Raw genomic sequence first — 19,973 nt, 5'->3', positions numbered from 1 at the left:
TTGTTGTAGCGTCAGGCGCGCCGCAAAGGGACGGAGATGGACAACGAACTCAGTCGTACTGTGGATGCGCTCCCGGGGCTGGTATGGACTGCCTTTCCCGATGGCCGCATCGAGTTCGTCAATCGACGCTGGTGCGAATATACGGGGCTCTCCGTTGATCAGGCGGCGGGCGAAGGCTGGCACACGGCGTTCCATCCCGACGACCAGCCCGCGTTGCTCGAAGCATGGCGGAGCGTCGTTGCCTCCGGCGAGCAAGGCGAGGCGGAAGCGCGAATGCGCCGCTTCGATGGCACGTATCGCTGGTTCGCATGCCGGGCCAGTCCGATGACCGATGCTGCCGGTGAAGTCGTAAAGTGGTGCGGGATCAACTCGGACATCGAGGACCGTAAGCAGACCGAAGCGGCGCTGCGCGCACAAGAGCAGCGCTTCGGGCTGATCGTCGATAGCCTCCCCACCCGGGTCGTCCTTTTTGCACCCGACGGTGACGTGTTGCACGCCAACCGCCATACGCTCGAATTCGCCGGGGTGACCCTCGACGAGCTGCGAGCATGGAAGACCAATGGCCTGACCCACCCTGACGATCGGGACGCTGTACTCGCCCGGTTTCGTGCGTCGATCAGCAGCGGCGAGCCCTATGATGCGGAGTCGCGCCATCGCAGCGCCGATGGCGTCTACCGATGGTTTCGCGTCCAGGGCTTTCCGTTGCGTGACAACGAGAAGCGAATCGCGCTCTGGTATTTCCTTCAGACCGATATCGACGACCGCAAGCGTGCCGAGGCACTGCTTGCGGGCGAGAATCGCCTGCTCGAAATGATCGCCACGGGGCAGGCGTTGCCAACCGTGCTCGATGCGCTGTGCCGGCTCGTCGAAGAGATCGCGAGCGATTGCGTCTGCAGAGTCACCTTTCAGGATACCCACGGCACGGCGTGCCGGCACCTGGGGTCTCCTGGCCTCCCGAAGCGCTTTCTCCCGCGGTCCGGCGCACGCGCCGCCTCGTATGACTCCGGCCCACTCGGCATGGCAGTGTCCCTCAAGGCACAAGTGATCGTGCCCGATGTCGCATCAGACGTCCGCTGGACCAGGGCGTGGCGGGAGCGCAGCCTCGCGCACGGACTGCGGTCCTGCTGGGCGACACCGATTCTGTCGCGTACCAACGAAGTGCTCGGAACATTCACCCTGTTCCGGTCTGATGCCGGCAATCCCACGCCTCTGCAGCACGACCTGATCGCACAGCTCACGCACATTGCGAGCATCGCCATCGAACGGGCACACAGCATCGCGGCACGTCAAGAAGCCGATGAGCGGTTACGACAAAGCGCGGCGCTGATGGCCAAAGTGGAGCAGCTTAGTTCGAGCGGAAGCTTTTGCTGGTGCCCGCAGACCGGCTCGATCACGTGGTCGGAGCAGATGTATGGCATCTTCGGCATCGAACCCGGCGTGCCGATTACGTTAGACATGATTGCGGCGCGCTTCCACCCCGGCGACCGTCTGATACTCGATGAAATGATCGAGCGCGCGCAAGCAGGCAAGGATCTGGAGTTCGAGCACCGCCTGCTGATGCCCGACGGCTCGGTCAGGCACATTCACATCCAGGCGCATCCCACGCGCGACACGCAAGGCGGCCTCGACTACATCGGCGCCGCTCAGGACATGACGGAACGCCGGGAGTCCGAGGGGGCCCTCCTCGCGCTGCGCGCCGAACTGGCGCATCTGAGCCGGGTCAATAGCCAGGGCGCCTTGACGGCCTCCATCGCGCACGAAATCAACCAGCCGCTGGCTGGCATCGTCACCAACGCCAGCACCGGGCTGCGCATGCTGAGTGCGCAGCCGCCCAATGTCGAAGGCGCGCTCGAGACGGTACGGCGCACGATCCGTGACGGGCACCGAGCGTCGGAGGCGATGGCACGCCTGCGTGCGCTGTTCAGCAAGAAAGCCGCGACGACGGATGCGGTCGATCTGGTCGAAGCCACACATGAGGTGATCGAACTACTGCAGTGCGAGGTTCGCAACAAGCGGATCGTGCTCCACGTGAAGGCGGCCGACAACCTGCCGCCGGTCACCGGGGACAGGATCCAGCTCCAGCAGGTGGTGCTGAGCCTGCTTCTCAACGCCATCGAAGCGATGAGTGGCGTCGATGAACGCCCACGGCAGATGCGGGTGAGCATCGAGCGCGACGATGGCGACTGCGTGCGCCTCGCCGTGACCGATTCCGGCGTGGGCATCGACCCGCAACACGCGGCCAAGCTCTTCGATCCGTTTTTTACGACCACGCGTGAAGACATGGGCATCGGCCTGTCTGTGAGCCGCCGCATCATCGAAAGTCACGGCGGCCGCCTGTGGGCTTCATCCAACGCAGACCCGGGCGCCACCTTTACGTTTTCCATCCCGCTTGCGACGGACAGAGCGGCCGCTGCCGGTCAGACCGTACCGACCGGTCGCCCTGCGCGAGCAGACGCTGAGCAGACCGAAAGGAACCCGTGATGGCACAACGCCCGCTAATCGCGGTAGTCGACGATGACGAGTCAGTACGCGAATCGCTGCCCGACCTGCTGCGCGTCTTCGGCTTTGCCGCGCGGGCTTTTGCTTCGGCAGAGGAGTTTCTGGCATCTGGCTGCGCGGGCGAGGCGGGCTGCCTGATCCTCGACATCGCCATGCCCGGCATGTCCGGCCAGGACCTGCAGCGCGAACTCAAGCAGCGCAGGCAAGCCGTTCCGATCGTCTTCATCACGGCGCATGGAGACGAGGTGCTGCGCCCATACGTGCTCGAACAGGGCGCCGTCGACTGCCTGTTCAAACCCTTCAGCGACACCGCCCTGCTCGGGGCGATCCAGGCCGCGCTCAAGGTCGAATGATTCCTGTCGGGGCCTGTAAATGGAGTTCGGAATGACGCCCGCACATGCAGTTGAATTCGCATCGAAATCGTCGTCGCCGCAAGCTGCGCCGGTTGTCTTCGTCGTCGACGACGACGTCTCGGTGCGCGAGTCAATCGAAGCCATGATCCGTTTCGCGGGTCTGAGGGCGGAGACGTATGCTTGCGCTCAGGACTTCCTTATCCGCCCGCGCGCGACGGTTCCGAATTGCCTGGTGCTAGATGTGAGCCTTCCCGATCTAAGCGGCCTGGACTTGCAGAATCTCATAGCATCCGAGCGCACCGACATGCCGATCATCTTCATCACCGGCTACGGCGACGTGCCGATGACGGTACGAGCCATGAAAGCGGGCGCGGCCGAGTTTCTCACCAAGCCGTTTGACGACCAGGTTCTGCTCGACGCCATCCGGCACGCCATCGAGCGCAGCCGCGCGGCATTGAGCAAGGAAGCCGGCATGCAGTCGATCCGCGATCGCTACACGTCGCTCAGCCGACGCGAGCGGGAGGTCATGGCGCTGGTGGTTTCAGGATTACTGAACAAGCAGGTGGGCGCGGAGCTGGGCATCAGCGAGATCACGGTGAAGGTGCACCGCCGGCATGTCATGCGCAAGATGGACGCCCGCTCGCTCGCGGAACTGGTCAACATTGCGGGAAAACTGCACACTGAGAGTGCAACCGCGTGACGGCCGCGTCAGCGCACTCGAGGCGCTCGTCAGGCCCGTTTTGGGTCGTTCGCCGCCCCGATCGCGAACACGACAACGCATGCGGCTTTGGCAACGCACTCGACGGTCGAGACGAGCGCTATGGCGACGCTGTGCGCATACTCGAGAGGCAATGCCGGCGCTACGGCCAACACACTTGCTGCGCAAATGAAAGCGAAGACGTGACGGGCAAAGCGCACACGGGCGATGGCGGCAAAACCGGTGAGGCACACGAGTGCCTTCGAAACCAACACCGCGAGCAGTGCGGTCGAACTGATCGATCCGCTGAGTTCCAGCGGCGTCTCGATCAGTATCCAGCAACAGACCGCAACGACAGACCGCTTGAATGGACGCCCGGCTCTGGGCACCAGGTCATCGGCATCCGCCCGTAATCCCGCCAACACCTCATGCCTGCCGCGAACGCGCTTCGTCGGATTGCCTGATCCGTAATTCATCACGCGGTCCTCCACACGGACATGGCCGGCCGGGCTCGCGCGGGCGGATACACATTCCACGATCCGTCGTCGTGACGGAAGAAGAAAATCGACAGCAGGCCGCTTGCGCGCGCCGCCTCGATGCACACGCAGCGCCGATGCCTCCCGGTACGGCGGACCCGCACGACATGCGCGGGCGTTGCAGTCGTCGGTGCGAGCCACTTCTCGACGGCCCAGCGCAGCGTCATTCCGGTCGTGCTCATGGTGGCCTCCTTCGCGTCGTTGTCCAGATCAGGGTTGAGTGACGGGATTCACGCTGACCACCGCGCGACCGGTTTTGCTCAGGCTGCCGATGAAGGTGCTCACAAGACACAGCAGCGCGTGAACGCCCGCGAGCGGATGTCTGATGCATGCATGGACTTGTTCGCTGCGGCTTTCGCCGTGCAGGCACCACGTGCAGAAGTGCTCGCAGTTATTGGTCAACAGGCGATAGCGGCTTTCGCCAAGGCGCGAGCGGGCGCGCAGCACGGCTTGCGTGCCTGAATATTTCGCAAGCTGACGCGAGCGCACAGAAACGCTGTGACCATCGGCGAACTGTTCGATTGGCACTTCTTCGACAGGGCCGCGATACACGAACTTCGCGAAACCCGCGTAGTGAATGACCCTTCCGCAACCGACATAGATGCCGTGATGTTCGTAGCCGTGGCGTTTCGTGATCAGGTGGGCACCGAGCGCGAGTGCACCAACCGATCCATCAAGTGCGATATCCGCAGACGCATGAGCGGCTGCGCAGTCTCGTTCACTGCATGATTGGCGGCGGTCTCGGTCCATGGCTTTGCTCCAGCGCCGATGAGTGTCGGCATGGGACTCAATCTAGGGTGTGCCCGGAGGAGCCGCAATTACACTTTGGGTTCAAGTCGAGCCACTACAGGCATGCGCGGGTGTCGCTAACACCATCGTGTAATGGCGCGCTCCACCGCCTTCTGCCTAACTTTCACTGTGCGGACGAAGTTCTTTGGAGTCGATCCATGCACGAGAGAGCCCGGCATTCCACGCATGCCCCCCTGAAGGCCAGCCACGTATTCGAAGAGTTCGCGAGGACCCTCTGGTATCTGCGTGCACCGCTTGCAGCGCTATTTCTGCTGTTTCTTCTGCTATCGGCTGTCATGTACTACGCCGGCGGTCCAATCGATACGGGGAGCAGGACGCCATCCTCGCTTGGGGACACCCTCTACTTCTGCACGATCACCGCACTCACAATCGGTTACGGCGACGTGGTGCCCACCACGCTCCTCGGCAGGATCGATTCGGTATTGATAGGCGTGCAAGGCGTACTGGTAACGAGTATGGTCACCGCCGCATTCGTACGCGCTGTTCAGGAGGCCGCGCGCCGCGCCCACGAGGAAGACGAGCCCGGGGGCCCTCGCAGCGGCGATCGGTCCAGCACGGGCGAGAACCAGCAACCCCATCCGGCATGCACTGCCGAGCCCGACACTCGGCCAACCGTTCCCGCGCGGTGCGGCCAGCAGGACGGCTGCGTTACACCATCGTGCAATTGAGCCGCACACCCCCACTGCATAGAGTGGCTCTGTACGGGCAACGTGTCTCAACGCGGGCGTTGCTCAAACGCAGCCATTCGCACACCGTAATGGGAACGCCATCATGCTCACTGACGTACTCCACCTTTCGCGAGCCCAGTTCGCGATGACGACGCTCTTCCACATCGTGTGGCCGATCCTCACCATCAGTCTCTCCGCATTCCTGCTGCTGATCGAAGCACTGTGGGTCCGTACCGGCGACGTGATGTACTACCGCCATGCACGCTACTGGAGCAAGCTGCTCGCGCTCAACTTCGCGGTCGGTGTGGTCACTGGCATTCCGCTGGAATTTCAGTTCGGCACCAACTGGTCTGGTTTTGCGCAGTACAGTGGCCAGTTCGTCGGCAACATCCTGGGTTTCGAAGGCGCGATGGCGTTCATGCTCGAAGCCGGATTCGTTGGCGTGATGATGCTCGGCTGGGGGCGCGTGCCGCGTGGCGTCCACCTCTTTGCCACAGCGATGGTGGCGCTCGGGTCCACCATTTCCGCATTCTGGATCATGGTCGCCAATTCGTGGATGCAGACGCCCGCCGGTTTCGCCGTCGTCAACGGCAGGATCGTCATCACCGACTATCTGGCGGCCATCTTCAACCCCGACATGGTATGGGCCGTCTCGCACATGTGGACGGCCGCGATCGAAACCGGCATGTTCGTGATCGCCGGCATCTCCGCGTACCATCTGTTCCGTCGTCGACATGCCGAGTTCTTTGCGCGTTCGTTCAAGGTCGCACTGACCGTGCTCGTCTTCATCGCGCCGCTTCAGGTCTGGCTGGGAGACTCGAGCGGCACCAGCGTGTTCGCCACGCAACCCGCGAAAGGCGCGGCAATCGAAGGGCACTGGCAGACCAACAAGCCCGGCACGGGCGCCGCATGGTCGCTCGTTGCGTGGCCCGATCAGCAAAAGCAGCGTAACGACTGGTCAATCGAAGTACCGGGACTCCTGAGCATCCTCGGCACGCACTCGCTGCACGGCCGCGTTTCGGGTCTCACGGATTTCCCGCGCGCCGACCAGCCGCCCTTGGTGCCGCTTCTCTACTACGCGTTCCGCGTGATGGCCGGCATCGGCTTCGCGTTCATGCTGCTCGCGTTCTGGACCGCCTACGCGCTGCATAAGGCACGCGGCAGTCTCGAGCGCCTCGTCGCGCAACGCAAGCTCCTGCTCGCGTGGGTGCTGTGCATCCCGCTGCCCTACGTCGCTGTCGAGGCCGGATGGATCGTGCGCGAGGTAGGACGCCAGCCGTGGGTTGTGTATGGCCTGCTGCGAACGAGTCAGGCGGTATCGGCGGTGCCCGCTTCGTCTGTTACGGCCAGCATGGCGATGTTCTTCGCTTTCGACGTCGTGTTGCTCATCACCTTCTTCCTTCTCGCGCGGCGTTGGCTGAAGAACGGCCCCGATCTCGCGGCCACGCCGCCCGCGACCACCACCATCGTCCCGCCTCAGGCGGCGGCGACCGAATACTGAAACTTCGTTCGCCAACTGACAGGAGATTGTTCGATGGACAGCACGACTCATACCCTGCTTACCCTCACGTGGTTCGGCCTGATCGGCCTGATGCTGGTCTTTTACGTCGTGACGGATGGATTCGATCTCGGCGTGGGCATGCTCACACTGCTGTGCAGAAAGCGCGAAGACCACGACGTGATGATTCAAACCATCGGTCACGTGTGGGACGCGAACGAAACATGGCTGGTGGTGGTCGGCGGGGGCTTGTTCGGCGCGTTTCCCGCTGCCTACGCGATCCTGATGCAAGCGCTTTATCTGCCCGTCATGGCGATGATTGCCGGACTGATCATGCGGGGCGCGGCCATCGAATTCCGTCACAGTTCACAGCATGGTCGACTATGGGACACCGTGTTCGGCGTGGGCAGCCTCGTCGCAGCGATCACGCAGGGCATCATACTCGGCAAGGTGATCACGGGCTTCTTGCCTGATGGTCCCAGCACCGCGTTCATCACCGTGACAGCCATTGGGGTTGTGAGCGGCTATGCGCTGCTCGGCGCGACCTGGCTCGTGAAGAAGGCGGCAGGCCCGATCCAGCGTTGGGCGCGACGGCTGGCCGTGGTGAGCGCGCAGCTCACCGTGGCTGCCGCGCTCGTCCTCACCGCCGCGACCTGGTTGGGCAGCGTGGCGGTCCATGCCCGCTGGTTCCAGCCGGGCGTGCTCGCCCCGCTTGCGGTGCTTGGCGCGCTCGCGGTCCTCTCGTTCGTGTGGCTCCTCACATCGCTCTATCGCGGACGCGAGAGTCAGCCCTTCCGGGCGGCGGTGACGCTCTTCATGGTGTCGTTCGCTGGCCTGACGATCAGCCTCTATCCGGACTTCATCCCAGGCCGGCTGACGATCTGGCAAGCGGCATCGGACACGCTGACCCTCGCATTCATGTTGATCGGGATTGGCCTCGTGTTCCCTGTGATGATCGGCTACAACCTGTACCAGTACGCGGTTTTCCGCGGCAAGGTGATCGACACGACCCGCGCGTGAAACTACGCGATTTCATCGAAACGACTCGATTCCAGGAGCAATCCATGAAAGCGAATGAGTACGCCGCAGCAGACACCGAACAAGTCCAGATCGAAATTCTCGAACGGTCTGAAAACATACTCGTCATTCGCTGGGTGGAGCCCGGACGATGCCATTATGGCGAGCAGCGCTGGCGCCGCCGCCATGCGCGCGCGTCTGGCGTGTGCGTTGTGTCTCGACGCGCAATCCGCCGCGGCGATGCCGTCTTTCGCCCGGCCGAACGCCCCGCCCCTTCGAACGCAGCGGCGATGATCGCCGTGGAAGCGTTCGGCTATTGAGCGCGCGGCGTCGGCGTCGATTCCACGGGATCCAGACGTTGCGTGTCGTCCGGATTCGTTTCCTCATAAGCGACGCTGCGTTGCAGCGTCCTTCCCCCAGACAACTTGCATCGAAAAATAAAAAGCCGCTCAAGCGAGCGGCAAATATGCAGGGCTGTGGAGCCACAAAATCCCGTCAAGCGAGCCGGATATCCGGTTGAGCCAGCCCGTTGATCTGTTCGGCCGTCCAGAGCAGCGTTGCCCGGCGAAAACCGTGCAGCGCCTGCTGATGGCGTCGGTACAGCATCGCGTGGCTCAGCTGAGCGAGTTTGCCCCGGATGAGCCCGCCGGGAAACAAGCCAAAGCGCCCCAACGTGCCAAAGGAATCGTACTCGCTCAGTGACACGAGCGAACCGAAATCGCGGAATGCGAAGCCCGGAAGTGGCTTGTCGTAACGGATCCATTCCGGCAGATGGCGCGCCAGGTGTTCCGCCTGTTGCGCGGCGACCTGCGCAGTAGGCGGCAGCGGACGCTGTGCGCCTTCCGGCGTGAGTGAAGCGCAATCTCCGAGCGCGAAAATAGTGTCGTCGTGCAGCGACTGCAGCGTACCCGATACCACGATCTGGTTCGCACGGTTGGTCTCGAGGCCCGCAAGCCGGTTCATGAAATCAGGCGCCTTCACACCGGCAGCCCATACCATCAAATCCACTTCGACAAGTTTCCCGTCTCCGTAACGCAGGCCGCCCGGTTCAACGGCGGAGACGCCCGTCGAGGTCATGACGCGAAAGCCAATCTTCTCGAGTCGCTGCTGGCTCGCTGACGAGATCTCCGGCGGGAAGGCCGGAAGCACACGTGGTCCGGCTTCGAGCAGCGTCAAACTCAGCCTTTCTCTGATCCCGGGATCGCCATAGCCGGCCGCAAGCTCGAAGAGGTGACTGAGTTCGGCAGACAACTCGACGCCGGTCGCGCCGGCGCCCACGATCGCCACCCTGAGTCCCTCATCCTTGACCACCGAGCGAAGAGAACGCTCGCGCAGCGCGACGTTGAATGCCTCTGCCTGCTGCTGGCTGTCGATGAGATGGCAATGCTCCATGACTCCAGGCACGCCAAAGTCGTTCGCACGGCTGCCTGTGCACAGCAGCAGCACATCGTACGGCACGGCTCGCGGCTCGAGCATCAATCCGCCCTCATGCGCCTCGATGGCGGCAAGCTGGACTTCACGCCGTTGCCGGTCCAGTCCGCACATCTCACCCGGTTGATACGTGAAGCCGTGTTCACGCGCATGAGAGAGATAAATGACGCGCTGCTGATTCACATCGCGCGTACCTGCCGCAATGGTGTGCAGCATCGGTTTCCAGATATGCGTGGGGCTGCGGTCGATCAACGTGACACTAGCCTCACCCAAACGGCCCAGCTCGTCGCCAAGCCTGGTTGCAAGCAGAATCCCGGCGATTCCTCCACCTACGATAACGATACGACGACCTGGTTTTTTCATGGCAAGCACTCAATGAATGAAGGACGACTTCCAATACGTTTCGCCGATGGCAACCCACAGGTTGGGCAATAGCGCCGGCGTCAATGAGGCCCATCGGTACTTGCGCAACTTAGGGTATGCAGCAAACCGCTGCAATTACACCTTGGGCGCAGGATTTGAGCGCGCCTTTCCCCTTGCACCAAAGTGTCGTTACACCATCGTGCAATTGAGCCGCATGGCGATGCCTCATAAAGTTGGTGTCCATGAGCAAGGTCTTCCGAAATCGACATCGCTCAAACCTTTTAAGGATGCCAAATGACTACGACTCGCACCATCTCGAGCAACGTTTCTCAGGGAACGCTTGCATCGGGACGATTGTTTCTCCTTGAATTGAGCAGCAACTCGATTCACTCGATGAATCCGGACGGCTCCGACCGCAAGACGATCGTCACGGACTGCCGCCTTCCCGACGGCATCGCGGTCGATGCGGACGCCGGTCATATCTACTGGACCAACATGGGTGGCTCTCTGAGCGCCAATGACGGCTCGATCGAGCGCGCCGACCTCGACGGCAGCAACCGCGTCGTCATCGTCGCACAAGGCCTCATACATACGCCGAAGCAGCTCCAGCTCGACAAGGACGGGGCCAAGCTTTATTGGTGCGACCGCGAAGGCATGCGCGTGATGCGCGCGAACTGCGACGGCTCACAAGTCGAAACGCTGGTCGAGTCCGGCCGCGGCGACAATGACCGGCTCGACCAGAACAAGTGGTGCGTCGGGGTCGCCGTCGATCGCAAGGCAGGGAAGCTGTACTGGACGCAAAAGGGCCCGGACAACGGCAACCAGGGCCGCATCTTCCGTGCGAACCTGGAGATTCCGACTGGCGAAGATCCGGCCACCCGCTCCGACATCGAAGTGCTGTTCGACCACCTGCCGGAACCAATCGACCTCGAGTTCGACCGCGCAAGCCGCGTCCTGTATTGGACGGACCGCGGAGATCCCCCGCGCGGCAACACGGTCAATCGCGCCCTGGTCGACGCAGCCGCGACGCCCGAGATCGTGGTCACCCACCTGCTGGAAGGCATCGGCATCACGCTCGACGTGGCCGGCAACCGCATGTTCGTCACGGATCTGGGCGGCTCGGTCTATTCCGCGCAGCTCGACGGAAGCAACCTGCGCAACTTCCTCTATGCCCAAGGCAATCTCACCGGCGTTGCCTACGCCGAAGTCTGACCCGTACATTGGAGAAACCACATGAGCGACACCAAACCCATTCGCCGCGTCGCCATCATCGGCACGGGCGTGATCGGCGCGAGCTGGGCCGCGCTGTTTCTCGCCAAAGGATTGCATGTCGTGGCTACCGACATCGCGCCGAACGCGGAAGCGTCATTGAGAAAATTCGTGGAGTCCGCATGGCCGGCGCTCACGAGATTGGGCCTCTCGCCCGGTGCGTCGCTCGCCAACCTCACGTTCACGCCCGTGCTCGAGCAAGCACTCGTCGGCGCAGATCTGGTGCAGGAAAATGGACCCGAGCGGATCGATTTCAAGCAAAAGCTCTACGGGCAACTCGACGAGCTGCTGCATGCCGACGTGATCATTGCATCCAGCTCGTCGGGGCTCACCATGAGCGAAATCCAGAAAGGCGCCGCGACACATCCCGAGCGCTGCGTCATCGCGCATCCGTTCAACCCGCCCCACTTGATTCCGCTCGTCGAGATCGTCGGCGGTGCGAAGACCTCGGAAGCGACCATCCAGCGCGTGGCGGACTTCTATACGTCGATCGGTCAGCGCACGGTGCGGGTCAACAAGGAGATGCCAGGCCACGTCGCAAACCGGCTTCAGGCCGCATTGGCACGCGAGGTGTACTACCTCGTTGCCGAGGGCGTGGTGAGCGCCGCCGATGTGGACACGGCCCTCTCGTGGGGACCGGGTCTGCGCTGGGGCGTGATGGGCAACATGATGCTCAACCATCTTGGCGGCGGCCCTGGCGGCATCGAGCACTTCTTCCAGCAGTTCAGCGGCCCCATGACCGCCTGGTGGAAGACCCTCGGCACGCCGGTTCTTAGCCCCGACGTACAACAGAAGCTTATCGACAGCGTCCACGCCGAGACCGGGTCGCGCTCCATCGAGACGCTGGAGGCACAGCGCGATGAAGTTCTGCTCGGTCTACTCGAACTGCGCCGCAATGCTCGTAGTCCGCAGTAGAGTCAATCGCCAGATTCCGCTGCGCGGTCTGGCTGCAAACGACGAATCGCTCGCCCACCTAATGCGTCATCTCTGGATTTCAAGCCAGAGCAACAGGAGTCGCAAATGTCCACTACTGCCGCAGAAAGCAACGCTGCCCCGAAGCAGCTTCCGCCGCCGAACAGTGACTTCTATCACTTCGCAGAGACCTTGAGCGAAGGCGAGCGAGCGGTACTTCAGCGGGTCCGCACGTTCATGGAGTCCAGCGTCGCGCCGATCATCAACAAGTATTGGGTTGAAGACGCCTTTCCGTTTGAGGTGATTCCCGGGTTCAAGGAGCTGGGTATCGGCGGACTCGGTATCGAAGGGCACGGCTGTGTGGGCGGGAGCCAGTTGCTGTTCGGTCTCGCGATGATGGAAATGGCGCGAGTCGATGCCTCGATCGCAACCTTCTTCGGCGTTCATACGGGCCTCGCGATGGGTTCGATCGAAATCGCCGGATCGCAGGAGCAGAAGCAAAAGTGGCTGCCGCCGATGGCGCGCATGGAAAAGATCGGCTGCTTCGGACTGACCGAGCCGCTCGTCGGATCGGGAGCCGGTGGCGGACTGACCACGACGGTAAAACGCGAAGGCGACACCTGGGTTCTCAACGGCCAGAAGCGGTGGATCGGCAACGCGCCATGGTGCGACATCTCGATCATCTGGGCGCGCGACGTCGACGACAACCAGGTCAAGGGCTTCATCGTCGAGAACAAGACTACGCCCGGTTTCAGCGTCGAAAAGATGCTGGGCAAGGTCGCGCTCAAGGTCGTGCAGAACGGTCAGATCACGATGAAGGACTGCCGGGTGCCGGAAGCCAATCGGCTCGCCGCAGGCGTTCAGTCCTTCCGCGACACTGCGCGCGTGTTGCGCGGGACTCGATACGTCGTGGGTTGGGAAACGACCGGCTGCCAGATGGGCGCCTATGAGCATGCGCTCAAGTATGCACAGGAACGATTGCAATTCGGAAAGCCGATTGCCTCGTTCCAGCTCATCCAGGAACTCCTTGCGAAGATGCTCGCCAACATCACGGCGTGCCAGGCCATGGTCGTGCGCACGGCGCAGCTCGCGGACGAAGGCAGGCTGACCGACCAGCAAGCGGCACTTTCAAAGGCGTTCACGACGGCCAGGACACGCGAGACGGTTTCGTGGGCGCGAGAGCTGCTGGGCGGCAACGGCATTCTCGCGGACTACAACGTCGCGCGTTTCTTCGCCGACGCGGAGGCGCTCTATTCCTACGAGGGCACCTTCCAGATGCAGAACCTGATCGTCGGCAAGGCGATCACCGGGTTCAGCGCGTTCATTTAATACCGCAGGCGCGACGGTGAGATTGACGTCGTCACGCCAACGATCAGGATAGCTAATCATGTCATCGACAACCGTAGCGGATTCGTCTTCACCCCGAGCAGGGCTTGACACCTCACCGGCAGAAGTCATAACGCTCGCAAATGTCCTGTACGAAAAGCGCGATGCGATCGCTTATGTAAGCGTGAACCGACCCAAAGTGCTCAATGCCCTGAGCACGCAGACATGGAAGGATTTGCGCATGGCTTTCGAGGCGGCACGCGAGGACGCTTCGGTGCGCGGCGTGATTCTCACCGGTGCGGGGGACAAGGCATTCATCGCCGGCGCAGACATCAGCGAGCTGGCGCACGCGAGCGCGATCGAAGCGGAGCAGTCGAGCCGATTTGGGCAAGCCGTGCTCGACTTGATCGAGAACCTTGGCAAGCCCGTGGTCGCGGCGATCAACGGCTTTGCACTCGGCGGCGGCTGCGAAACGGCCATGGCGTGCACCCTTCGCATTGCCGCGGAGCACGCGAGGCTTGGCCAGCCCGAGGTCAAGCTCGGCTTGCTGCCCGGCGGCGGCGGCACGCAGCGGCTGCCGCGCCTCGTCGGCAAGGGCCGCGCGCTCCAGCTCATTCTGTCCGCGGAGCTGATCAGCGCACAGGAAGCCTGGCGCATCGGGCTCGTCAACGAGGTCGTTCCGGCAGCCGATCTCATCGGGCGCGCTGAAGCCATCCTGAAGACGATCGCCTCGAACGCCCCCATCGCCGTGAAGCTATCGCTCGAAGCGGTAAACAAGGGACTGGACGCGGGCCAGAGCGAGGGCCTCGCCCTCGAAGCCGCCTACTTCGGACTGTGTGCCGGGACAGAGGACAAAAGGGAGGGCACGACTGCCTTCCTCGAAAAACGCGCCCCGCAGTTCCTGGGACGATGAAACAAGCGCCACGATTCAGGAGAGATTCAATGGCAAGCGACAACATTTTTGCTGGACTCAAAGTGGTCGACTTTTCCAGCTTCGTCGCGGCGCCGGGCGCCGCCGTCATCCTGTCGGACTTCGGTGCCGACGTCATCAAAGTCGAACCGCCGGGCGGCGACCCGTGGCGACATGGGCACAAGATCGCGCCACAGCCGGCGGCGGATGAACCGTATCAATGGCATCTAGCCAACCGCAACAAGCGCAGCATGACGCTGAACCTGAAGTCGCCCGGCGCCCAGCAGGTCCTCCAGCAGCTCGTCGCGTGGGCGGATGTGTTCATCGTCAATACGCCCCACCCCGCGCGCAAGAAACTCAAGCTCGAATACGACGACGTGGTGCGCTGGAACCCGCGTCTGATTTACGCGGATCTCACTGGCTATGGCGAAAGCGGGCCGGATGCGGAAATGCCGGGCTTCGATATCACGGCGTTCTGGGCCCGTAGCGGGCTACTCTCCATGACGCGCGATGCCGGCGCACCGCCGACCTGGCCCGTGGCCGGCAGCGGCGACAATGCAACGGCGCTCGGAATCTACTCGGCGATCGTCACTGCGCTCTACCGGCGCGAGCGCACAGGTAGCGGATCTTATGTCACGACTTCCCTCCTTGCATCGGGTGTCTGGTCGGCAAGCGTCGCGATCCAGGCCGCGTTGGCTGGCGCGAAGTTCGCTCCGCCGCACGATCGCAAGCATCCCGCGAATGCGGCGCTCAACGTCTACCGCGCGGCCGACGGCACCTGGTTCGTTCTCGTCGTGACACCCGACAAGCTGGCCGCAGTCGCCAACGCCATTGGCCGCCCGGATCTGCTGACCGATGAACGGTTTTCCGATCCTGCGAAGCTGCCGGCGAATATGCCGCAGCTCACAGCCGTTCTCGACGAAGTCTTCGGCTCGCAACCGATGACGCACTGGCACGACGTGTTCAGTGGCGCACACGTCACATACGGCGAGGTGCGCGGACCGCAGGAGGTCATCGACGATCCGCAGTTGCGCGCAAACGATGTCATCGTTCCGCTCGAAGGCGCAGGCGGCAAGCTGACTTCGACTATCAGCAATCCGATTCAGGTGCATGGCGTTGTCAAAGTGCCGGCGCGGCGTGCACCCGACCTTGGTGAGCATAACGAAGCGATCCTCCGCGAGTTGGGATTCGGCGCGAAGGACATCGACAGCTTGCGCGAAACCGGCACGGTGCCGAGCCTCAACACGCAAGTAGCTTGACACAAGCGCGACAGAGAGTTTGGAGCAAACCATGAGTGACATCATTACCGAATCGACTGGCGACGGCGTTCTTCGTGTCGCATTCAATCGTCCCGAGAAGAAAAACGCCATGACGGGCGATATGTACTCGCGCCTCGCGGATATCCTCAACGAAGCCTCCGGAAACGACGCAGTCCGCGTTGTGCTCTGGCACGGCATTGGACAGTCGTTCTGCGCGGGAAACGACATCGGGGACTTTCTCGATCGTCCGCCCAAGCCGGGCGATTTTCCGCAGGGCCGCCTGATGGAGGCGCTCATCGCGTTCGACAAGCCGATCGTCGTGGCTGTGCAGGGCGCGGCGGTCGGCAGCGGAACCACCATGCTGACTCACTGCGATTTCGTCTACGCGGGCGAGAGCGCAAAGTTTCTGATGCCGTTCATCAATCTCGGCCTGGTTCCGGAATTTGGATCGAGCTTTTCGATACCCGCTCGCGTGGGTCATCTCAGGGCAGCGGAGTTGTTCCTGCTGGGTGAGCCCTTCGCTGCCCAGCGAGCGGTCGAGTTGGGCCTCGCGACTCGTGTGGTGCCCGACGACGATCTGCTCGCGACCGCCACAGCAACGGCCCAGCGGCTCGCAGCAAAACCGCGCGACGCGTTGCTGGCTGGCAAGAGGCTGATCAAGCAGGCTTCCATCGACCCGCTCAACGAGGCGGTGACCGCTGAAAACCAGGAGTTCATGGTGCGGGTTGGCTCAGCAGAGGCGAAGGAAGCGCTATCGGCATTCCTCGAGAAACGTCCGCCTGATTTCACGAAGATTCCAAAGCAACCGGTGGCCAAATAGTCCTTGCCTCCAACGACTCCACTTTTGAGCGAGATTCATATGTTGACCGACAGCCAACGCGACATCATCAAGGCCACCGTACCGCTGCTGGAATCGGGCGGCGAAGCCCTGGCAAGATACTTCTACAAGCTCATGCTCGACGGGTATCCGCAGGTGCGCCCGCTGTTCAACCAGACACACCAGGCGAGCGGCTCCCAGCAACGAGCGCTAGCCAACGCCGTCCTCACATACGCGCGCAACATCGACCACCTCGAGGCGCTTGGCCCGCTTGCAACACGGATCGTCAGCAAGCACGTGGCGCTACAAATCCAGCCCGAGCACTACCCGATCGTGGGCACCTGTCTGCTGCGCGCCATTCGAGAGGTGCTGGGTCCGGACGTCGCGACCGACGCGGTCATCGAGGCATGGGGCGTGGCGTACCAGCAGCTTGCCGATCTGCTGATGAACGCCGAGCGTCAGGCATACGACGCCCTGGCCAGCGCGCCGGGAGGATGGCGAGGCGAGCGCGCGTTCCGCGTGGTCCGCAAAGCGAAGGAAAGCGAAGAGATCACCTCGTTCTATCTGGAGCCGGTCGACGGTGGCGCCTTGCTCGACTTCACCCCGGGCCAGTACATCGGTCTTCGTCTGAACGTGAACGGCGAAGAGATCCGCCGAAACTATTCGCTGTCGGCCGCCCCCAACGGACGTAGCTACCGGATCAGCGTCAAGCGCGAGCCCAACGGCGTCGCTTCGAACTTCCTTCACGACGACGTTCGCGAAGGAAGCGTGCTGAAGCTCTTTCCGCCTGCTGGCGAGTTCACCCTCCGCGATAGTGACAGACCTCTTGTGCTGATCAGTGGGGGCGTAGGTATCACACCCACGCTAGCCATGGCGCAAGCGGCTTTGGACGGCAACAAGCGGGACGTCATTTTCATTCACTATGCGCGCAATGCGCTGGTACATGCCTTTTCTGATGTACTCAAAGCGTGGCACGCCCGCTTTCCGCGGCTGAAGTCTTACGTCGTCTATGAAGAGACTGATGCACGGGGAACGCGCGTCCCCGACGGGCACGTCCAGGACGGGCATGTCCCCGACGGAGTAGGTCGGCCGACCCTCGAGCAATTGCGACAGTGGCTTCCGCCGACCGACGACCTCGACGCCTACTTCCTAGGTCCGAAACCGTTCATGGCTTTCATCAAGCGGACACTGCGCGAACTGGGCGTACCCGATGACAGAAGCCGATGCGAGTTCTTCGGCCCCGCGGAAGCGCTGAATTGAGCTTCAATCCGGGCGGCCGCGATCGGGCCGGCCGGATCGACGTTGGCCGCGCTGAACCTGATAGCGCGATTTAACATGCAAAAGACGTTACCAACCGTTCGAGCCCTTGATAACCCGACAATCCGCCAAGCAGCATTTTTTACGAAAACTTGACGCCGCTCCCGATAAGATCAGGGCACGCTACTGAAAACGGCGGCCGATATGACACACCCAGTGCCGGTCCTGCGCACTCTCCTTGCATTTGGCAGAACGCCGCTCCCCCGACGGTCACGACCGGCGCCTGGCCGCGTCGTGATGATGCACGTCACCCTCGACGCGCAGCACGCCACCCCGCTGCGTCAGGCGCTGATTCGCGATTGCGCGGGCCAGCCATGGACGATCCGCGTTGCGGCGCTGCCCGGAACGGAACGCGTGCGGCTTTCGCTCTATCTGCCGAGAGACGCTGTGAGCGGTGCGATCCAACGTGTGGCGCATGTGGCGCCGACTGCCGAGCTAGGACAACTCTTCGAAGTTCCCGAGACACCCACCGACGCCTGGCAGGACTTAATGAACCCGGCCCTTTCTGTGCGTGCCGACTCGACTGCTCCACCGAATGAAATCGCAGCGGGAGAGGACGGGCTTGCACAGCTGCTCACTCCGGATCACGTGCTGCTGGATTTCGAGGTCGCTGACCGTAAGTCACTCTTCGTCGAATTGGGACGCGTTTGCGAACAACGTTTCGGGGTGCCGGCGGCCAGCGTGACCGCAGGACTCGAAGCGCGGGAGGCGTTGGGCTCGACCGCACTCGGGCAAGGGGTTGCCGTTCCTCACGGTCAAATCAGGGCGCTGCGTCGCGCCATGGCGTTGTATGTGCGTCCGACGGTACCCATTCCCTTCCATGCCCCAGACGGATACCCCGTGTCCGACGTGGTCGTGCTTCTGATTCCGCAATGGGCCTACGCCATGCATCTGCATCTGCTGGCCGACGTCGCGCAACGCTTTTGTGACCATCTGTTTCGCGAGCGGCTTCATGCGTGCGCCGATGCACAGGACGTATGCCAGCTGTATGCGACCTACGAGGCATCCTGAGCCGCACCGCCTGCTACGACTACGTGTCCGCAACCCTGTCTTCGTCCTTCGGCGCGAACACCATCCCCGAGCCGTCAGTTGAGCATCTGTTCGCCGGGCCGCAACGTCAAGACCCGTACGCCGTTGCGGGTCACGGCGACGGTGTGCTCGAATTGCGCGGAGAGTTGCCCGTCGCGTGTCACGACCGACCAGCCATCGTCTTCGGTCGAAACAGCAGCACGCCCCTGGTTAATCATCGGTTCGATGGTGAACACCATGCCTTCCCGCAACATCAAGCCCGTTTGCGGTTTGCCCCAATGCAGCACCTGAGGATCTTCGTGCATTTCCCGGCCAATGCCATGTCCGCAGTATTCCCTTACGACCGAATAGCCGTTTCTCCGGGCGTGCCGCTCAATGGCATGACCCACGTCGCCAAGCCTGGCGCCGGGGCGAACGGCCCTGATGCCTTTCCACATCGCCTCGTAGGTGACTTGCACGAGCCGTTTGGCCACTGGCGATACTTCGCCAACCAGATAGGTTTTACTGGAGTCAGCGATATATCCGTTCTTCTCTAGCGTGATGTCGAAATTGACGATGTCCCCGCTTTGCAAAACGTCTGTCGTGGAAGGCACACCGTGGCAAACCACGTTGTTGCGGGAGGCATTGAGCGCGTAGGCATACCCGTACTGCCCTTTGCTTGCCGGGCGTGCGTTGAACTCGTTGACGATGAGGCTATCGACCATGTCGTTCACCTGCATCGTCGACATGCCGATCAAGTTCAATGTGTCCAGATAGCCAAACACGTCCGCGAGCAACCTGCCCGACTCCGCCAGCAATGCGATTTCTTCCGGCCGTTTGGTCATGGCGTAGCCACGTTCACGGCTTGTGGTTCAACGCCCGCGGCCCGGAGCTCGCGGGCAACGATCTCATTGAACCCCATTGTCGGATTCATTTCGCACAACATACCGATCTTGATCCAGAAGGCTGCTTGCGCGTTGATCGACCGGCACGAAACTGCGCTTGCCTTTCGTATCTGATCGTGCAGATCGTCGTCGATATTCACGATGCCCATTTGCCTCTCCATATATGAAACGTATACGAATCATATATTAGTATAAGGCGGCAGTGCAAGCGCGTTCTGGTTGGACGCTCGCATTGGCCGCTGGCGGATGCGGATCGACGTCAGTTCGAGATTCCGGCTGCACAGCATCACGTTTGGGCTCGACTACAGGGGAGTAAACGGCGCGCAGGAAGGCGTACCATGAGGAGGCGAGCGAACGCCAGGCTCATCCCGGCCTGAG

Annotated in this window: 22 protein-coding genes; 16 read left to right on the top strand and 6 right to left on the bottom strand. The window is 62.3% G+C overall.

The features are described 5' to 3' along the window. Positions 1-36 precede the first annotated feature (36 nt). The 3 genes from E1N52_RS19855 to E1N52_RS19845 are packed head-to-tail and all read left to right on the top strand — an operon-like array spanning position 37 to position 3,552. The gene (locus E1N52_RS19855) at positions 37-2,481 is read left to right on the top strand and encodes a PAS domain-containing protein (protein ID WP_133184437.1); all 2,445 of its coding nucleotides are present in this window, start codon (positions 37-39) and stop codon (positions 2,479-2,481) included. After that, positions 2,481-2,852 (top strand): response regulator, encoded by a 372-nt coding sequence (locus E1N52_RS19850; RefSeq protein ID WP_133184436.1) that lies wholly within the window; start codon positions 2,481-2,483, stop codon positions 2,850-2,852. The genes E1N52_RS19855 and E1N52_RS19850 overlap by 1 nt, the downstream gene beginning before the upstream one ends. Before the next feature lie 31 nt (positions 2,853-2,883). Continuing rightward, positions 2,884-3,552 (top strand): response regulator transcription factor, encoded by a 669-nt coding sequence (locus E1N52_RS19845; protein ID WP_133184435.1) that lies wholly within the window; start codon positions 2,884-2,886, stop codon positions 3,550-3,552. A 29-nt stretch (positions 3,553-3,581) separates the two neighbouring features. On the opposite strand, the gene E1N52_RS19840 is transcribed toward E1N52_RS19845, so the two are convergent. The 3 genes from E1N52_RS19840 to E1N52_RS19830 are packed head-to-tail and all read right to left on the bottom strand — an operon-like array spanning position 3,582 to position 4,835. Beyond that, the gene (locus tag E1N52_RS19840) at positions 3,582-4,025 is read right to left on the bottom strand and encodes a hypothetical protein (RefSeq protein WP_133184434.1); all 444 of its coding nucleotides are present in this window, start codon (positions 4,023-4,025) and stop codon (positions 3,582-3,584) included. Then, complete coding sequence (locus E1N52_RS19835; protein ID WP_133184433.1) at positions 4,025-4,267, bottom strand: hypothetical protein; 243 nt, start codon at positions 4,265-4,267, stop codon at positions 4,025-4,027. Before E1N52_RS19835 ends, E1N52_RS19840 begins: the two co-directional genes overlap by 1 nt. A 28-nt stretch (positions 4,268-4,295) precedes the next feature. Then, complete coding sequence (locus tag E1N52_RS19830; RefSeq protein WP_133184432.1) at positions 4,296-4,835, bottom strand: lecithin retinol acyltransferase family protein; 540 nt, start codon at positions 4,833-4,835, stop codon at positions 4,296-4,298. Here E1N52_RS19830 and E1N52_RS45445 point away from each other — a divergent pair. The 4 genes from E1N52_RS45445 to E1N52_RS19810 all read left to right on the top strand — a co-directional run bounded on the left by E1N52_RS45445 (position 4,811) and on the right by E1N52_RS19810 (position 8,398). Continuing rightward, positions 4,811-5,563, top strand: a complete 753-nt coding sequence (locus E1N52_RS45445; protein WP_342777876.1) for a potassium channel family protein — start codon at positions 4,811-4,813, stop codon at positions 5,561-5,563. The two genes, E1N52_RS19830 and E1N52_RS45445, sit on opposite strands and share 25 nt — an antisense overlap. 103 nt (positions 5,564-5,666) lie before the next feature. Further along, on the top strand, positions 5,667-7,064 hold the full coding sequence (locus tag E1N52_RS19820) for a cytochrome ubiquinol oxidase subunit I (RefSeq protein ID WP_133184430.1): 1,398 nt from the start codon (positions 5,667-5,669) through the stop codon (positions 7,062-7,064). 33 nt (positions 7,065-7,097) lie between these two features. Next, positions 7,098-8,081 (top strand): cytochrome d ubiquinol oxidase subunit II, encoded by a 984-nt coding sequence (locus E1N52_RS19815; RefSeq protein ID WP_133184429.1) that lies wholly within the window; start codon positions 7,098-7,100, stop codon positions 8,079-8,081. Between the two features lie 44 nt (positions 8,082-8,125). After that, positions 8,126-8,398, top strand: coding sequence for a DUF3331 domain-containing protein (locus E1N52_RS19810; protein ID WP_133184428.1), 273 nt, complete (start codon positions 8,126-8,128; stop codon positions 8,396-8,398). A 175-nt stretch (positions 8,399-8,573) separates the two neighbouring features. On the opposite strand, the gene E1N52_RS19805 is transcribed toward E1N52_RS19810, so the two are convergent. Continuing rightward, positions 8,574-9,872 (bottom strand): NAD(P)/FAD-dependent oxidoreductase, encoded by a 1,299-nt coding sequence (locus E1N52_RS19805; protein WP_133184531.1) that lies wholly within the window; start codon positions 9,870-9,872, stop codon positions 8,574-8,576. A 16-nt stretch (positions 9,873-9,888) separates the two neighbouring features. Here E1N52_RS19805 and E1N52_RS19800 point away from each other — a divergent pair, with 16 nt between their 5' ends. The 9 genes from E1N52_RS19800 (at position 9,889) to E1N52_RS19760 (ending at position 18,693) form a co-directional block, all read left to right on the top strand. Beyond that, positions 9,889-10,170, top strand: coding sequence for a hypothetical protein (locus E1N52_RS19800; RefSeq protein WP_133184427.1), 282 nt, complete (start codon positions 9,889-9,891; stop codon positions 10,168-10,170). Next, positions 10,167-11,084, top strand: coding sequence for a 3-hydroxyacyl-CoA dehydrogenase (locus tag E1N52_RS19795; RefSeq protein WP_133184426.1), 918 nt, complete (start codon positions 10,167-10,169; stop codon positions 11,082-11,084). The genes E1N52_RS19800 and E1N52_RS19795 overlap by 4 nt, the downstream gene beginning before the upstream one ends. Before the next feature lie 21 nt (positions 11,085-11,105). Further along, a complete protein-coding gene (locus E1N52_RS19790; RefSeq protein ID WP_133184425.1) occupies positions 11,106-12,056 on the top strand; it encodes a 3-hydroxyacyl-CoA dehydrogenase NAD-binding domain-containing protein in 951 nt (316 codons plus the stop codon). A gap of 105 nt (positions 12,057-12,161) precedes the next feature. Then, a complete protein-coding gene (locus tag E1N52_RS19785) occupies positions 12,162-13,382 on the top strand; it encodes an acyl-CoA dehydrogenase family protein (RefSeq protein WP_133184424.1) in 1,221 nt (406 codons plus the stop codon). A gap of 127 nt (positions 13,383-13,509) precedes the next feature. Further along, positions 13,510-14,292 (top strand): enoyl-CoA hydratase-related protein, encoded by a 783-nt coding sequence (locus tag E1N52_RS19780; RefSeq protein ID WP_165979421.1) that lies wholly within the window; start codon positions 13,510-13,512, stop codon positions 14,290-14,292. 29 nt (positions 14,293-14,321) lie between these two features. Then, positions 14,322-15,548, top strand: a complete 1,227-nt coding sequence (locus E1N52_RS19775; protein ID WP_133184422.1) for a CaiB/BaiF CoA transferase family protein — start codon at positions 14,322-14,324, stop codon at positions 15,546-15,548. A 31-nt stretch (positions 15,549-15,579) separates the two neighbouring features. Beyond that, complete coding sequence (locus E1N52_RS19770; RefSeq protein ID WP_133184421.1) at positions 15,580-16,368, top strand: enoyl-CoA hydratase; 789 nt, start codon at positions 15,580-15,582, stop codon at positions 16,366-16,368. 39 nt (positions 16,369-16,407) lie between these two features. Next, entirely contained in the window at positions 16,408-17,625 is a 1,218-nt protein-coding gene (gene hmpA, locus E1N52_RS19765) for an NO-inducible flavohemoprotein (RefSeq protein ID WP_133184420.1), read from the top strand. A gap of 294 nt (positions 17,626-17,919) precedes the next feature. Further along, complete coding sequence (locus E1N52_RS19760; protein WP_246089140.1) at positions 17,920-18,693, top strand: PTS sugar transporter subunit IIA; 774 nt, start codon at positions 17,920-17,922, stop codon at positions 18,691-18,693. 74 nt (positions 18,694-18,767) lie between these two features. On the opposite strand, the gene map is transcribed toward E1N52_RS19760, so the two are convergent. Continuing rightward, complete coding sequence (gene map / locus E1N52_RS19755) at positions 18,768-19,535, bottom strand: type I methionyl aminopeptidase (RefSeq protein WP_133184418.1); 768 nt, start codon at positions 19,533-19,535, stop codon at positions 18,768-18,770. Beyond that, the gene (locus tag E1N52_RS19750) at positions 19,532-19,744 is read right to left on the bottom strand and encodes a ParD-like family protein (protein ID WP_133184417.1); all 213 of its coding nucleotides are present in this window, start codon (positions 19,742-19,744) and stop codon (positions 19,532-19,534) included. The genes map and E1N52_RS19750 overlap by 4 nt, the downstream gene beginning before the upstream one ends. Between the last annotated feature and the right edge of the window lie 229 nt (positions 19,745-19,973).

Source organism: Paraburkholderia guartelaensis (assembly GCF_004353905.1).
Taxonomy (GTDB): domain Bacteria; phylum Pseudomonadota; class Gammaproteobacteria; order Burkholderiales; family Burkholderiaceae; genus Paraburkholderia; species Paraburkholderia guartelaensis.
The sequence above is the reverse complement of the archived record's forward strand: the minus strand, read 5'-3'. Positions and strand labels throughout refer to the sequence as shown.

What these genes read in the sequence shown, in the direction of transcription:
- E1N52_RS19855 (WP_133184437.1), top strand. Translation starts at nt 37, where the DNA reads ATGGACAACGAACTCAGTCGTACTGTGGATGCGCTCCCGGGGCTGGTA.
- E1N52_RS19850 (WP_133184436.1), top strand. Translation starts at nt 2,481, where the DNA reads ATGGCACAACGCCCGCTAATCGCGGTAGTCGACGATGACGAGTCAGTA.
- E1N52_RS19845 (WP_133184435.1), top strand. Translation starts at nt 2,884, where the DNA reads ATGACGCCCGCACATGCAGTTGAATTCGCATCGAAATCGTCGTCGCCG.
- E1N52_RS19840 (WP_133184434.1), bottom strand. Translation starts at nt 4,025, where the DNA reads ATGAATTACGGATCAGGCAATCCGACGAAGCGCGTTCGCGGCAGGCAT.
- E1N52_RS19835 (WP_133184433.1), bottom strand. Translation starts at nt 4,267, where the DNA reads ATGAGCACGACCGGAATGACGCTGCGCTGGGCCGTCGAGAAGTGGCTC.
- E1N52_RS45445 (WP_342777876.1), top strand. Translation starts at nt 4,811, where the DNA reads ATGATTGGCGGCGGTCTCGGTCCATGGCTTTGCTCCAGCGCCGATGAG.
- E1N52_RS19830 (WP_133184432.1), bottom strand. Translation starts at nt 4,835, where the DNA reads ATGGACCGAGACCGCCGCCAATCATGCAGTGAACGAGACTGCGCAGCC.
- E1N52_RS19820 (WP_133184430.1), top strand. Translation starts at nt 5,667, where the DNA reads ATGCTCACTGACGTACTCCACCTTTCGCGAGCCCAGTTCGCGATGACG.
- E1N52_RS19815 (WP_133184429.1), top strand. Translation starts at nt 7,098, where the DNA reads ATGGACAGCACGACTCATACCCTGCTTACCCTCACGTGGTTCGGCCTG.
- E1N52_RS19810 (WP_133184428.1), top strand. Translation starts at nt 8,126, where the DNA reads ATGAAAGCGAATGAGTACGCCGCAGCAGACACCGAACAAGTCCAGATC.
- E1N52_RS19805 (WP_133184531.1), bottom strand. Translation starts at nt 9,872, where the DNA reads ATGAAAAAACCAGGTCGTCGTATCGTTATCGTAGGTGGAGGAATCGCC.
- E1N52_RS19800 (WP_133184427.1), top strand. Translation starts at nt 9,889, where the DNA reads ATGAAGGACGACTTCCAATACGTTTCGCCGATGGCAACCCACAGGTTG.
- E1N52_RS19795 (WP_133184426.1), top strand. Translation starts at nt 10,167, where the DNA reads ATGACTACGACTCGCACCATCTCGAGCAACGTTTCTCAGGGAACGCTT.
- E1N52_RS19790 (WP_133184425.1), top strand. Translation starts at nt 11,106, where the DNA reads ATGAGCGACACCAAACCCATTCGCCGCGTCGCCATCATCGGCACGGGC.
- E1N52_RS19785 (WP_133184424.1), top strand. Translation starts at nt 12,162, where the DNA reads ATGTCCACTACTGCCGCAGAAAGCAACGCTGCCCCGAAGCAGCTTCCG.
- E1N52_RS19775 (WP_133184422.1), top strand. Translation starts at nt 14,322, where the DNA reads ATGGCAAGCGACAACATTTTTGCTGGACTCAAAGTGGTCGACTTTTCC.
- E1N52_RS19770 (WP_133184421.1), top strand. Translation starts at nt 15,580, where the DNA reads ATGAGTGACATCATTACCGAATCGACTGGCGACGGCGTTCTTCGTGTC.
- hmpA (WP_133184420.1), top strand. Translation starts at nt 16,408, where the DNA reads ATGTTGACCGACAGCCAACGCGACATCATCAAGGCCACCGTACCGCTG.
- E1N52_RS19760 (WP_246089140.1), top strand. Translation starts at nt 17,920, where the DNA reads ATGATGCACGTCACCCTCGACGCGCAGCACGCCACCCCGCTGCGTCAG.
- map (WP_133184418.1), bottom strand. Translation starts at nt 19,535, where the DNA reads ATGACCAAACGGCCGGAAGAAATCGCATTGCTGGCGGAGTCGGGCAGG.
- E1N52_RS19750 (WP_133184417.1), bottom strand. Translation starts at nt 19,744, where the DNA reads ATGGGCATCGTGAATATCGACGACGATCTGCACGATCAGATACGAAAG.